Source organism: Acinetobacter sp. 22301 (assembly GCF_052045285.1).
Classification (GTDB): domain Bacteria; phylum Pseudomonadota; class Gammaproteobacteria; order Pseudomonadales; family Moraxellaceae; genus Acinetobacter; species Acinetobacter pittii.
The window spans coordinates 1-14,040 of the sequence record NZ_JBQEOR010000016.1 but is presented as its reverse complement, the minus strand read 5'-3'; the positions used below and the strand labels follow the sequence as shown (position 1 = coordinate 14,040).

The 14,040-nt window shown below is 38.8% G+C and carries 8 protein-coding genes, 1 tRNA gene and 1 pseudogene; 7 read left to right on the top strand and 3 right to left on the bottom strand.

What is annotated here, in order from left to right; all coding sequences use genetic code 11:
* The first annotated feature begins 21 nt into the window (after nucleotides 1–21).
* Nucleotides 22–3,117 (top strand): multidrug efflux RND transporter permease subunit, encoded by a 3,096-nt coding sequence (locus ACTJJH_RS17180; protein WP_320124759.1) that lies wholly within the window; start codon nucleotides 22–24, stop codon nucleotides 3,115–3,117.
* A gap of 74 nt (nucleotides 3,118–3,191) precedes the next feature.
* Nucleotides 3,192–3,767 (top strand): DUF4112 domain-containing protein, encoded by a 576-nt coding sequence (locus tag ACTJJH_RS17175; RefSeq protein ID WP_032007032.1) that lies wholly within the window; start codon nucleotides 3,192–3,194, stop codon nucleotides 3,765–3,767.
* A 48-nt stretch (nucleotides 3,768–3,815) separates the two neighbouring features.
* Here the strand turns inward: ACTJJH_RS17175 and htpX are convergent, their stop codons facing one another.
* Nucleotides 3,816–4,721, bottom strand: a complete 906-nt coding sequence (htpX, locus tag ACTJJH_RS17170; RefSeq protein ID WP_002118851.1) for a protease HtpX — start codon at nucleotides 4,719–4,721, stop codon at nucleotides 3,816–3,818.
* A 258-nt stretch (nucleotides 4,722–4,979) separates the two neighbouring features.
* Nucleotides 4,980–5,771: pseudogene (locus ACTJJH_RS17165) on the bottom strand (lytic transglycosylase domain-containing protein); the annotation flags it as partial.
* A gap of 573 nt (nucleotides 5,772–6,344) precedes the next feature.
* Between ACTJJH_RS17165 and ttcA the strand changes: the two are divergent.
* Entirely contained in the window at nucleotides 6,345–7,250 is a 906-nt protein-coding gene (gene ttcA / locus ACTJJH_RS17160) for a tRNA 2-thiocytidine(32) synthetase TtcA (RefSeq protein WP_002118895.1), read from the top strand.
* Nucleotides 7,251–7,454: 204 nt separating this feature from the next.
* Nucleotides 7,455–7,838: an SCP2 sterol-binding domain-containing protein gene (locus tag ACTJJH_RS17155; RefSeq protein WP_002118641.1), complete on the top strand. Its 384-nt coding sequence runs from the start codon at nucleotides 7,455–7,457 to the stop codon at nucleotides 7,836–7,838.
* A 90-nt stretch (nucleotides 7,839–7,928) separates the two neighbouring features.
* Here ACTJJH_RS17155 and ACTJJH_RS17150 read toward each other — a convergent pair whose 3' ends face one another.
* A complete protein-coding gene (locus ACTJJH_RS17150; protein WP_032057444.1) occupies nucleotides 7,929–9,041 on the bottom strand; it encodes a transglycosylase SLT domain-containing protein in 1,113 nt (370 codons plus the stop codon).
* 372 nt (nucleotides 9,042–9,413) lie between these two features.
* Here ACTJJH_RS17150 and greB point away from each other — a divergent pair, with 372 nt between their 5' ends.
* From greB to ACTJJH_RS17135, 3 genes are all read left to right on the top strand, one after another.
* On the top strand, nucleotides 9,414–9,908 hold the full coding sequence (greB, locus tag ACTJJH_RS17145; protein WP_002118865.1) for a transcription elongation factor GreB: 495 nt from the start codon (nucleotides 9,414–9,416) through the stop codon (nucleotides 9,906–9,908).
* Nucleotides 9,909–9,997: 89 nt separating this feature from the next.
* Nucleotides 9,998–10,087 (top strand) — tRNA-Ser (locus tag ACTJJH_RS17140).
* A gap of 1,031 nt (nucleotides 10,088–11,118) precedes the next feature.
* The coding region (locus tag ACTJJH_RS17135; RefSeq protein ID WP_440601504.1) for an ESPR-type extended signal peptide-containing protein at nucleotides 11,119–14,040 on the top strand (2,922 nt) is incomplete at its 3' end.

The window sequence follows — 14,040 nt, the reverse complement described above, 5'->3', positions numbered from 1 at the left end:
ACGACCTAATTCTGAGCAGCCATGCTATCTAAATTTTTTATTCAGCGTCCCATTTTTGCCAGTGTACTCGCAATTATTGTTATGGCATTTGGTATTTTCTCGGTGCTGAATTTACCCGTAGAGCGCTATCCTGATATTGCCCCTCCTAAAATTACAGTCTCGGCAAGTTATAGCGGTGCGGATGCACAAACGGTTGAGCAAAGTGTTACTCAGATTTTAGAACAACAAATACAAGGTATTGATAATTTACTTTATTTCAGCTCTACCAGTGATTCATCAGGACGTAGCCGAATTACCATTAGTTTTGATAATGGAACAAATCCAGATACAGCACAGGTCCAAGTACAAAATAGTATTAGTGGTGTCATAAGACGTTTACCCGATGAAGTACAACGCCAAGGGGTGACCGTGAGTAAGTCACTCGGCGATACTTTTATGGTGGTAGGCTTATATGACTCTACAGGTAAATCGGGCAATATTGAGCTATCGGACTATTTAACTACGCATGTGGTAGATGATCTGAACCGTATTGAAGGGGTGGGTGAGTCTGATGTTTTCGGTTCGCAATATGCGATGCGAATCTGGCTAAATCCAGAGAAATTAAAACAATATAATTTAATGCCAAGTGATGTAGCGAATGCAATCACTGCTCAAAATACACAAGTTGCCGCAGGTGCAATCGGTGATTTACCTGTCATTGATGGACAATATTTAAATACGAAAGTCACCGCAGGGTCTCGACTAAAAACAGTCGAAGATTTTAAAAATATTGTAGTGAAAGCAAATCAAACAGCGAGCTATGTCTACTTAAAAGATATTGCTAGAGTCGAGTTGGGTGCAGAAAATTATCAGTCTTTTAACACTATTAATGGCTATCCGGCCGCTGGTTTAGGCATTTCACTATCTTCTGGTGCAAACGCGATTCAGACCTCTAAACTCATCCATCAAACTCTAGATCAGCTTACAACCAAGCTACCTGCTGGCTATAAAATTGTTTATCCACGAGATAATACGCCGTTTGTTCAAGAGTCTATTAAAGAAGTTGTAAAGACGCTTATTGAAGCCATTATTTTAGTTATTTTGGTGATGTTCCTGTTCTTGCAAAGCTGGCGCGCTACACTCATTCCGAGTATTACCGTTCCTGTTGTTATTTTAGGAACCTTTGCTGTTTTATATGTGCTCGGTTTTAGTATTAACACCTTAACGCTTTTTGCATTGGTGCTCGCCATTGGTTTGCTAGTAGATGATGCGATTGTGGTGGTTGAGAATGTTGAACGGCTCATGCATGAACAGCATTTAACACCGAAAGAAGCAGCCATTGAGTCGATGGGAGAAATTAGTGGTGCCTTAGTCGGAATTACATTGGTTTTAACTGCTGTTTTTATTCCAATGTCGTTTTTAGGTGGTTCAATTGGCGTGATTTACCGTCAGTTTTCCATTACCTTAGTTGCGGCTATGGCATTATCACTCGTCGTGGCATTAGTCTTAACACCTGCGTTATGCGCTTTAATTTTAAAACCGAATCCAGAGCCTATGCGCTGGGCAGTTTGGTTTAATAAAAAAATTGATCAACTTAAAAATCAATATATCAAGATCGTTCAAACAAGCATCCGTTATAGTAAATCGGTTATCGTGATTTTTGTGGCTTTGATTGCTGTTTTTGCACTGTTCTATAGTGGTTTAAAAAGTGGATTTATTCCTAAAGAAGATCAAGGCATTTTAAGTGTTCAAATTAAACTTGTTGATAGTGCGCCAATCTCGCAAAGTCAGAAAATTGGAGAACAAGTCCGTCAGTATTTCTTAACCCAAGAAGATAAGAATGTAGATCTGGTTTTGATTCGCTATGGCCGAAATTATTCTGGTACTGGCCAAAACTTGGCTCAAGGATTTATTGCCTTAAAACCTTGGGATGTGCGTACAGGTAAAGAAAATTCGGCTGACGCTATACAAAAGCGTGCGATGAAATATTTTAGTCAATTCAATAATGCACAAATTAATGTGACATTACCCGCTTCAGTCAATGGTTTGGGTCAAACCGATGGTCTGGATTTATGGATTCAAGATTTGAATGGGCAAGGGCAAGATTTTCTAGATAACACCTTCCGTCAGTTGCAAACACAGAGCAAAAACTATTCAAGTTTTGAAAACTTTGATAAGCAATCTACTAATAGTAAAGCAAACCTCAATATCAAAATTGATCAGAAACAAGCATTAGCAAATGGATTAGAGCTACCCGCGATTAACAATACTTTGTCGAGTGCATGGGGGGGAACGTATGTAAATGACTTTATTGACCGTGGTCGTATCAAGCGCGTTATGATTCAAGGTGATGCCCAGTTCAGATCAAAACCGGAAGATTTATATAATTGGTCTGTACGTAATAACCAAAATGAAATGGTACCTTTTAGCTCATTTGCTAATTTCAGTTGGGGTGGTGCTCCTGAAATTGTAAAACGTTATATGGGTTATAGTGCCTTACAGCTTCAAGCCGATGTTGCAAGCGGCAGCAGTTCAGGTCAGGCAATGAAAGATGTTGAACAACTCGTAAATCAGCAAAAAGACGTTGGTTTGGCATGGACAGGTCTATCTTTTGAAGAACAGAAGTCGACAAATCAGGCCGTCTGGTTATATTTAATTTCGGCAGGCTTTATTTTCTTATGTTTAGCTGCTCTATATGAAAGCTTGAGTATTCCAGCCGCTGTGATGACCTCTATTCCGCTTGGTGTGGGAGGAAGTGTCATTTTCTCTTATATTTTCGGATTACCAAATGATGTGTATTTCCAGATTGCACTGTTAACCACAATTGGTCTGTCATGTAAAAACGCAATTTTAATTGTTGAGTTTGCAGCCTTGGCTCAAGAAAAGGGTAGGAATGCCATTCAGGCAGCTTTAGAGGGCGCTAGCTTGCGTCTAAGACCGATTTTAATGACATCTTTAGCTTTTGGTGCAGGTGTGATTCCTCTTGTGTTTGCTCAAGGTGCAGGGGCTGTGAGCCGTCAAGAAATCGGTATTAGTATTTTAGGTGGCGTGATGTTTGGTACGGTGCTGGTTTTATTCTTTATTCCAGTTATGTATGTGTTATTACGTTCACTATTTAGATCGAAAACTACTAGTTAAAAGTAAACAATTTAAAAAGAGGCATTTAAATCAAGTATATTAAGATTAACTTTCTCTTTATATATTTGATTTAAATGCCTCAAGAAAAAAAATTAACAGAGCAACAGGTTATCGCACTAGAACGAGATCTGGCCAAGTTTGCAACCATGATGGACAGTGCAGTTCGCATACCTTTTACAAAGCAGGGCATTGGTGCTGATGCTGCACTGAGTACTATTCCAATTGCAGGTGATGTCGCTGGTTTCGCATTGACCTGTTATGCCATCTATAAAGCTAAACAAATTGGTGTGCCTCAGCATAAATTGACTCCAGTCATCAAACTTGCCTTTGTAGATGCTGTAGTCGGATTTGTTCCTGTGGCTGGGACTATTTTTGATATTTTTATAAGACCAAGTCGAAAAGCACTAGATGTAGTTCATACGCATATACGCGAAGAATATAAGATCCAAAGTGATATTCATGTCGTTCATCCCTACTTACATGAAAAGCTCGAAAAGAAGCAGCAGAACTCAGCTTTCTGGAGAAATCCTGTTGTCAGTTGGTTATGGTTGCATATTCCCGATTTAGTAGGTGCGCTTGTACTGCTTTTAATTGGATTAGCTGTTTGGTGGGGCGCAAGCTATCTTTGGAGTCTCTATCAAACCATGTAATAAAAAATAAAGCCTCCATTTGGAGGCTTTATTTTTACATTAAACGTTTTATGGGCAATCTAATTGATGTAAAGCTGCCACACGTTGTTCAATTGTTGGGTGGGTTTGGAACAAAGCAGCTAAGCTGAAACCTTGTTCTTTACCTTCCGCAATTGCGAAGGCTTTCATTTCTTTTGGCATTTGATCTGGCATTTCTGTCTCAGCTTGGAGACGTAATAATGCAGAAATCATTGCTTGTTTACCTGCTAAACGTGCACCTGCTTCATCAGCACGGTATTCACGATAACGAGAGAACCACATCACAATGGCAGAAGCGAGAATACCAAAGACGATATCCAATACCATGGTAATAATGAAGTAACCCATACCAGGGGCTTCATCGTCTTGACGACCAAAGACATTACGGTCGATAAAGTCACCAACTACACGAGCAAAGAACATAACAAAGGCGTTCACAACACCTTGGATGAGCGCTAGGGTAACCATGTCACCATTCGCAACGTGACCAATCTCGTGCGCAAGCACTGCACGTAGCTCATCTTTGTTCATACGTTCAAGTAGACCAGATGAAACGGCAACTAAGGCATCATTTTTGTTCCAACCTGTTGCAAAGGCATTGGATTGATATGATGGAAAAATACCAACCTCTGGCATATTAATACCAGCACGTTGAGAAAGTTCAGCGACTGTTTGCAATAACCAGCTTTCAGCTTGGTTACGAGGAGCATTCGGGTCGATCAGTTCTGTACCGGTCGTTTTCTTAGCCATCCATTTTGACATGAATAACGAGATTAAAGATCCCACCATACCAAACACAAAACAGATCACTAAAAGGTTGCCTAGATTCAAGCCACCCGCGCCATGGTAACTACCGACACCGAAGAGTGACAAAATAATGCCAGCTACAACCAGTACCGCGAGGTTGGTAAGCAAAAACAAACCAATCCGCATCATTGAGAAAATCCTCTTATAAATAAAATGTTATCTGATTTACAAATTCGAAATCATGAAGCTAATATGCGGGGCTTGGGGAAAAAATTCAAGAAAAAAATAAGGAATTGATACATTCTTTCATTTAGCAGAATGTGCCTAAATTTAAAGAATAATTGGCTAAATTCGTCAAAATGGTAAAGATCAGGTAATAGATCATTACAATTTAAAACATCTGAACTAACCTAAATAGAACTGCGAGCCGCCGTTCTTCTTTACTGTTTATTCAATTCTTATATGGGCAATTGCAGTGGCATTATTGGTGACATAGGTGCCAGTTGGTGCATCGGTATAGGTACCGTCAGATAAAGTCACGATTTGACGAGAAGATGAATATTTAGATGATTGAGTCGTGATTTGAGCTGTTGTGTTTTCTGCCAAATTAGAAGGATGGGAAACGGTTTGTACTGAAGCATTCGTAAAAGATGAAAAACCTGAACCCGATGCATATAGGTTTTGGTATCGACTTGTTACACGGCGCACATAATCTTGTGTTTCACGGAAAGGGGGAATACCGCCATATTTGTCGACATTACCTTCCCCGGCATTGTAAGCCGCAAGCGCCATTTGCGTGTTTCCATTAAAACGCTTGAGCAACCAACTTAAATATTTAGCGCCTGCAAAAATATTTTGTTGCGGGTCATAGGCGTTAGAGACATTAAAACGACGGGCAGTCGCAGGCATGAGCTGCATTAACCCTTGAGCACCTACTGGCGAACGAGCTCTTACGTTAAATCCTGACTCGGTGTGCATAACGGCTTTAATTAGACCTTCTGAAACACCATGTTGTTGTGCAGCTTGTCTAATAATGTGGTCGAAAGCGTTCTTATTTTTATTGTAGCTTGGCAGAACAGAAGCTTCTGATGCTCCCCAGTTTGTATAACTATGAATATTACTATCAGGGTAATAGGTCACTTTTACTTTTTTAAGAGAGTGGTCATAGCTTTTTCGGTTGGTGAGCAATGTACTACCGTTTTTATCTTGGTAAATATACATTTGACCCGCTGAACTCGAAGTTGTGCCGACCGTAAAAGTGGTCATCCCCAGCAAACAAGAAACAAGAAATTGAACCGAATTTTTCATTTTATGTTATTCACAATTTTTAGGTACTCAAAACTTGCAAAAGAGTTTATCAAAAAATATTACTTAAAGAAGATTTGTGTAATTTTTTTTATTTCGACTCTTTCAAAAAATCAAGCTGATTTGTTCGAATGCTCATCAAAAAAAATTAAAAAATTTTTTTAAAATGATTCTATTGACATGGTTAACTTGTTGATTATTAATAACAAAAAACATTGGTTAAAAAATGATCAATTTAAAGAAAACCCTTAACAGAAGGCCAAAACAGTTTGTCAAGTACGAAGAAATCCACAATTTTATCCACAGGTTTTGTGGAAAACTGTGGAAAAGTCCAAAAAGTAAGCATTTTGCACAAATTTTGAACGCTTCAGTCAAAATAGAGCATGTGTTTTGCATCATGCACGAGCAATGTGACGACTTCAAGAATTGAAACTATTCTTTTGATGCGATTCTCTTCTGAATCATATAAAATTGCGCGGTATTTTTATTTATGGGTATATCTCGTCTATGTACGCGCCAGTTGAGTCCAATCAGGGATTTAATTTTAAGCCTGAACTTCCAACAAGCTCGGCCTATTACCGTTTGCTCAAGAAGCTTCGCCGTCAAGTTGGGCATGCTATTCGTGACTTCAATATGATTGAAGATGGCGATAAGGTCATGGTGTGTGTGTCTGGTGGTAAAGACAGTTATACCTTGCTCGATATTTTGTTGCAGTTTAAGCGTATCGCACCGATTAATTTTGAGGTGGTTGCGGTTAACCTTGACCAAAAACAACCAGGCTTTCCTGAAGATGTTTTGCCTCGTTATATGGAAGAGAACAACATTCCATATTACATTTTAGAAAAAGACACCTATACCATTACTAAACGTTTAACACCTGAAGGTAAAACCTACTGTGCAGTGTGTTCACGTTTACGCCGTGGTTCTTTATATGGCTTTGCACAAGAGATTGGTGCGACTAAAGTTGCTTTAGGTCATCATCGTGATGACATCATTGCAACATTCTTCTTGAATTTGTTCCATGGCGGTAGCTTAAAGGCGATGCCTCCAAAGCTTTTATCGTCAGATAAAAAGAACATTTTGATTCGTCCTTTGGCATATGTTGAAGAAAAAGACATTATTAAATATGCCGAGATTCGTCAGTTCCCAATCATTCCATGTAACCTTTGTGGTTCACAGGAAAACCTACAACGTGCCATGCTTAATGAAATGCTACGTGAATGGGATAAACAATATCCGAAACGCTTACACAGCATTTTCGGGGCATTACAAAACGTATCTCCGTCTCAGTTAGCAGACCGCGAATTGTTTGATTTCGAGGCTCTAGATTCTCAGCGCGAGTTGGATATTAAAGATCCGGAAGAGCTTAAGAACCGTTTAGATGTCGTGAACTTAAGCTTCGCTGCTGAATAAACGCTAGCATCAAGAATGTTAAAGGCACTTTATAAACAAGTGCCTTTAATGTATCAAAATACTAAAAAATGAATGTTCCGTACAAAAAGTCATAGCCCAAAATTTAAATTACATGCTATAACAAGCCACAAGCAGAATTGCTTCACATGATGTTGTCTGGATAGACAACCAGAGAAATTGAACAAATAAATTTGAGGAAGAATCATGCCTGCATTTTTAACTGAAGATTGGTTTGCGACTGTCGAAAAATTAACTGCTGAAGCAGGTGATCTTAATTTGCCGCCCGCTCTTGCGAACTTGGCAATTAATTTAGTAGTGACAGATGCTTCTGGAAATACCGAATTAGCTTTAGATGGGGGTAAAATCCAAAAAGGTTTGTCTTCAAATGCCAAAACAACTTTAAATATGGATGCTGAGACTTTACGTAAAGTATTCTTAGAGTTTGATATGGCTGCTGCCATGCAGGCATTCATGACTGGTAAAATTAAAGTTCAAGGCGACATGTCTCAATTAATGGCTTTACAAACAGCTAAGCCAAGCCAAGAACAAAAAGATTTGTTTAAGAAAGTATTAGAGCATACTGCTTAAACTTAAAAGAATTCATATAAAAAGCTTACCCAAAGAGGTAAGCTTTTTATTTGTACAAACAATGAATTTATCAACTTTTAAAAATAAAAATTAGATATTGATTCGTGTTTGCGCCGTTTTGATATGTTCAAGATAAGCACGGATACGAGTGACATATTGAACTGCTTGCTTATATCGACCATTTCGCGTTTTATTGCTTTGCAAATAGTCATAGAGGTTGACCCATTTGTTCGGATCTTTCCCTTGAGATTGCAAGCGCTTCTGAATCTGACTTACCGCACCTGGTCCCATGTTATAGGCCACAAGCGCATACCAGTTCCGATCAGGGAACGGAATATTATCAAATTCGGTTAGCATCAGATCGTAATACTTCGCGCCGCCCTGAATACTCTGAGCAGGATCGCTACGATTGCTTACACCCATTGCTCGAGCAGTACTATTGGTTAACATCATTAAGCCACGCACACCTGTGGGAGAAACAGATTCTGGCTTTAAATATGATTCTTGATAACCAATTGCAGCAAGTAAATGCCAATCTAGATCATACTTCGCTGCGCTTTGCTTAAAGCTCGCTTTGTAAATCGGTAAACGTGTGCTTAAGTCACGTTGAATGGTTGACCATGCTTCTGGTTTCACCACATTGCGGTTATAAAAAGAGGCAAGTTGTTGGGTCACACCATTTTGCTTACTTTGGCATACAAAGCCGCTGGCGGTCTGTGTGAGTGGGTCATCAGCCTGTTTAAATACCCAACTTAACTCAGGATTTAAGCCATTTTTTTGCAAGTTTGCTGTGTCACCACAACTTGCAGAAAACGACATTAAACCTTTGTTTTCGATTGTGCTTAAACCTGCTGTAGTCATCGCAAAGTTTGCTTTACCTTGCTGAACCCATCTAAGTGCAGTGGCATTGTCTGCCACGATTTTAAAGTCCAGCTTTACATTTAGGTTCTGTGCATAGTTACGTGCTAAGTCGTAACCAAAACCATGTAAAAACTGATCTTCTTTGAAAACGGTTGTCGGGCTTTCTACCGCAACAACAGTTAAAGTATTTGTGTTAACTACAGTATTGTACTGTAGGGTTTTTCCTGCATTAAGACTATGAAATGGGAGAAGTATAGTACTGAGTGCAAGAGCTTTTAACGGGAGAGAAGAAAATAAAGAGTTAAGGCAAAGCCTCGACCCAGAACTTGAATTACTGTGCATGTTGTCTCCGCTACAGATAATTTATGCCCTAAAAGTCAGACAAAAAGCTGCCATAACTTCTAAAAGTTGATAAATTCAATAAGGGGTGGGCAGTCATGACGTCATTCAAAATGACATGAAATGAAAAAAACAAACTGTGTAGAAAATCTACATAGTTTTCGAGTGGGTTAAAAAATGCTCAACATTTAAACTGCGCGCATCATAATATTGAAAAAAAGTAATGTCAAATTTTGTACAATTAAAACTTCGATATATCATCATAAACACATGAATTTCTTAAGGAAGAAAATTTATACACTTCTGATGTGAGAAAATAGGGTATAAAATGCTACATCTTGTAAGCGATATGTTGTTGAACAGTGGTTTTTTATCATGAAATCTAACTTAATCACTCGGTCAGGACATGACAAATTAGTTGCTGAATTAAAACAACTTTGGCATGAAGAACGACCGGAAATCACTAAAAAAGTAAACTGGGCTGCAAGCTTAGGTGACCGCAGTGAAAACGCGGATTATCAATATAATAAGCAGCTCCTTCGAAAAATTGATCGACGCGTACGCTATTTAGGAAAACGCTTAGAAGAATTAAAAATTGTTGATTACTCTCCTGAGCAAGACGGCAAAGTTTATTTTGGCGCTTGGGTCGAGATTGAAAACGAAGAAGGTGAGCAAAAAACTTTACGTATTGTGGGAATCGATGAAATTTATGATCATCACCCTCAACATATCTCGATTGAGTCACCTATGGCTCGCGCATTGCTCGGCAAAGAAGTTGATGATGAGATTGAAGTACACACGCCATCTGGAAAAAAGCTGTGGTATATCAATACAATTCGCTATGAAAAGACGGAAAACTCAGAAATTTAAACAGATTTGTGTTTATTTTGAGCGGTTGAATTAAAAATTAAATAAAAGATTTGCCAACTTCAATTTTTATTTATATTATAGCGCTCGTTGGAAGCGTGGCAGAGCGGTTTAATGCACCGGTCTTGAAAACCGACGAGGGTGTGAGTCCTCCGTGAGTTCGAATCTCACCGCTTCCGCCAAAATTTTTTAAACGGAATCAAATGTATAATTTGGTTCCGTTTTTTTATTGCAATTTTGGGAGTATTCTAAATTTTAGTAATCCTCTCTTATTCTCATCTGAATTAATTTACTTCGTATATCGTTTCATTAGTATCATGACACTGTGATCAACTTGTAAAGCTACATATTAGGGTTTAATGCATTTGTTAAAAATGTAGTCGCAGTTAAACTCGCTTATAAGAATTTTATTGATATGGATCTATTTGTTCAATTAATACATAACCTGTTAGGTGAGTACGATAATTTTAGAAGGTCGGCAGTACATTTAGAGTACTATCATGAAATACTAGTACACGAGAGGACATCTAAAGTACATCTATTTCTAATTTATAAATTATGTACAAATTAAACATTTTTTGGTATTTTAAAATGAGAATCACATTGTTCAGGCATAGTGTGGTCTATATTGCATGTATTATGCACGGCTCAATGCGAATGCTATGAGCTTTTTTTTCGTCTGTAGTTTTGTATGGTAACTGGGTAAATTTATGAATATCTGGAAATTTATTAAAAGTTTTAATACTGTAAACACTTATTTAATCCTTTCTTTTTCTTTACTTTTTATAATAACCACTTATTTTTATTATATAAATCCAAGGTAAGGGTATTGGTGTTTTGCTCATCTCTAGAAAATTATAACTTTAGATAGTCCTACAATTTAATTATTAGATAGAGTCCACCCCCCTAGATTTTGAAAGCATTTTGTAATTCAAAGTCTAGAGGGGGAATTAAAAGAATTTATTAAAACTTGTCCTTGATTACTAAAATTTAAAAATAATAAATTATTTTTAAATCAATACGATATTGATTTTTAAAAGGATAATTATAGTTTGATTTAATTTTAATGTGCATATTGCACATTTTGAGACTTGGTGATAATTTGATCACACTAATAGAAAAATTGTTGCTGTAGTTATGGCTGTTATACCTCTTGCAGTTAACTCAAGCACAAGGATATTTCCAACCAACATATGCAAAAAAGGAAATTAAAATGAATAAGATATATCGGTTAATCTGGAATGAGGTTTTGGGAATTTGGGTTACTGCATCTGAGCTATCTAAAGCCAAAGGCAAGCGTAGTTCAGGTAGCAATATTACAAATGTGGGTATTAGTCATACATCTAGTAAAGTTAAACATAATCAATTTATTGTTTTTTCTAGGAGTGCTCTCTTTTCTGGCGCTTTAATATCAACTGGTGCTTTTGCTGCAGGTAATGCAGACATAGGAATACCAACAATAACTGCGGCTATCGGACCGAGCAATAGCTGTGTGAGTCAAGCGGCAACCAATCTTACTAGTGTTGTTCCATGGACATGTCTTGGTCAGACTGCAACAGGCGGTTTTACCCTCATAAATGGTGTGCAGGCCAATGCGCAAAACGTTGCTCAGACAAATCTAGATGCAAGAGCTTCTGGGCAAGAAGCAATTGCAATTGGTTTTATTGATACAACCGCTTCGGGCACGAATAGTGTGGCAATTGGAGAAACTGCTAATGCGTTAGGTAAAAACTCAGTTGCTATTGGTAAAAATATTACGGCAGATAACTCTGATATAAATGAAGACCTATCTAATAATGTAGCGATTGGATCTAACAGTATAGCTAGTACAAAAGGTAGTCAATATACTGTAGGTTCTGGAGGTGCCGTAGCTATTGGTTATGGTGAGGATGCTAATGGTGTCGGGGCTGTAGCGATAGGCTCATCTAATACAGCTGAGGGTGATGGTGCAGTTGCAGTAGGTCGGATAAATAATGCTATTGGAAGTGGCACTATTGCGCTAGGGGACAGTAGTTCTGCAAATGGAAATCGAGCAGTAGCCTTAGGTTCAACTGCTGATGCTGTTGGTAATGCCGCATTAGCTATTGGTGATGGTGCAAAAGCTCATGGATGGAGTGCGATTGGAATTGGACGTGTTGCAAATGCTGATGCAGATGCAGCGATTGCACTGGGTGATTATGCTCAAGCATTAGCTTTTGGATCATTAGTTTTGGGTCGCGAGTCTTATGTGGATGAAAACTCTTATGAGTCAATTGCTCAAGGTTTTGGAAGTTCAGTAACTTCTGCACGAACTGCAGTAGCTCTTGGTCCTAATGCGACAGTAAATAGTCGGAATAGCGGTATTGCTATTGGCGATAATGCACAAGTAATTGTGGGAAGCCATGTTAACGATGTGAATGGCCTATCTGGATCTATAGCAATAGGTCTAAATGCTCGCTCAGTAGGGGGCAGCGAAGTTATTATTGGTAATAATGCTGCTCAAAATGCACAACGCTATGATGATGGTGTTAAAAATAATTTTGGTTCAGATAGTGTTATGTTAGGCAGCCAAGCTGGGCGTAATTCTCAATATTTATATGCGACCTATATTGGTGATGAAGCTGGTCGTAATAGTATTGGGCAACACAATAGTTATGTTGGGCAAAATGCAGCAAGATGGCGAACTGGGAGCCTTAATACCGCTTTGGGTAGTAATGCACTAGTAGGGATTAGTAATACTTTAAATTCTACTGGTAGTAATAACACTGCTATTGGTGCTGGTTCAGGTGGAGCCTTAGAGGGAGATAATAATACTTTAACTGGTTTGAATGCAGGTAGAAATCTAATAGGGAGCAATAATTCTGTATTTGGTAATTATGCAGCTTTTGGATTACAAGGAAATAATAATATTGCAATTGGAAATCGTGCAGCATACTCAGCAGTTGGTAACGACAATGTAATTCTAGGTTCAAATTCTAATATAGGTGTAAATACTAATAATGTTGTAGGTATAGGAACAAATACTCGAGCTACTAAAGAGAATTCAATTGCTTTAGGTGCAAATGCAAATACTAATACAGATGCAACACAAGAAGCAGAGGCAAATTTAAATGGGTTGACTTATGGGGATTTTGCGGGACAAGTTACAAATACAGGGATGCAATTGTCAGTTGGTTCTGAGGGAGCAGAACGTCAAATTAAAAATGTAGGTTCAGGGAATATTTCCGCTACGAGTACAGATGCGATCAATGGTAGTCAGTTATATGCAACGAATAGCGTATTAGGTAACGTTGCTAATAGTACACAAAATATTCTAGGGGGCAATGCGAGTTTAAATAGTGACGGTACGCTTTCAATAAGTAATATTGGTGGTACTGGCCAAAATACAATTGATTCAGCAATAGCAGCATCAAGAACAGAAGTCGCAGCGGGCACTAATGTTGCCGATGTAGTTAAAACGACAGGCAGTAACGGTCAGGACATCTATACCGTGAATGCACAAGGGACCACTGCGTCAGCAGGGTCAAATGCAGTGACCGTCACGGCAGGAACACCTGATGCCAACAATGTTACGGACTATGCAGTTGATTTGAGTCAGGACACCAAAGACAGTCTGGTTAAGGCAGACACGGCATTACAAAGTGTGGTGACACAGATTGACGGTGTCGATGTGAAGACCGTGAACAAGGATGACAACAAGGTTAACTTTGTGACGGGAGACAATGTTGAATTAACAGCGAATGCGGATGGCAGTATCACGGTGGGTACGGCAGCGGATGTGAGCTTCAATACGGTGAACACCACCAACCTGACTGCGACAGGAGAAACCAAGTTAGGTGACAGCTTCACGGTCAATAACGGTGGCAGTTACTACACGGGTCCAATTACCGAAGGTGATCACATCACCAATAAAACCTATGTGGATAGCCAAACAGCAGCATCAAGAACGGAAGTTGCAGCGGGCACTAATGTTGCCGATGTAGTTAAAACGACAGGCAGTAACGGTCAGGACATCTATACGGTAAATGCACAAGGAACCACTGCGTCAGCAGGGTCAAATGCAGTGACCGTCACGGCAGGAACACCTGATGCCAACAATGTTACGGACTATGCAGTTGATTTGAGTCAGGACACCAAAGACAGTCTGGTTAAGGCA

What these genes read in the sequence shown, in the direction of transcription:
- ACTJJH_RS17180 (WP_320124759.1), top strand. Translation starts at nt 22, where the DNA reads ATGCTATCTAAATTTTTTATTCAGCGTCCCATTTTTGCCAGTGTACTC.
- ACTJJH_RS17175 (WP_032007032.1), top strand. Translation starts at nt 3,192, where the DNA reads ATGCCTCAAGAAAAAAAATTAACAGAGCAACAGGTTATCGCACTAGAA.
- htpX (WP_002118851.1), bottom strand. Translation starts at nt 4,721, where the DNA reads ATGATGCGGATTGGTTTGTTTTTGCTTACCAACCTCGCGGTACTGGTT.
- ttcA (WP_002118895.1), top strand. Translation starts at nt 6,345, where the DNA reads ATGTACGCGCCAGTTGAGTCCAATCAGGGATTTAATTTTAAGCCTGAA.
- ACTJJH_RS17155 (WP_002118641.1), top strand. Translation starts at nt 7,455, where the DNA reads ATGCCTGCATTTTTAACTGAAGATTGGTTTGCGACTGTCGAAAAATTA.
- ACTJJH_RS17150 (WP_032057444.1), bottom strand. Translation starts at nt 9,041, where the DNA reads ATGCACAGTAATTCAAGTTCTGGGTCGAGGCTTTGCCTTAACTCTTTA.
- greB (WP_002118865.1), top strand. Translation starts at nt 9,414, where the DNA reads ATGAAATCTAACTTAATCACTCGGTCAGGACATGACAAATTAGTTGCT.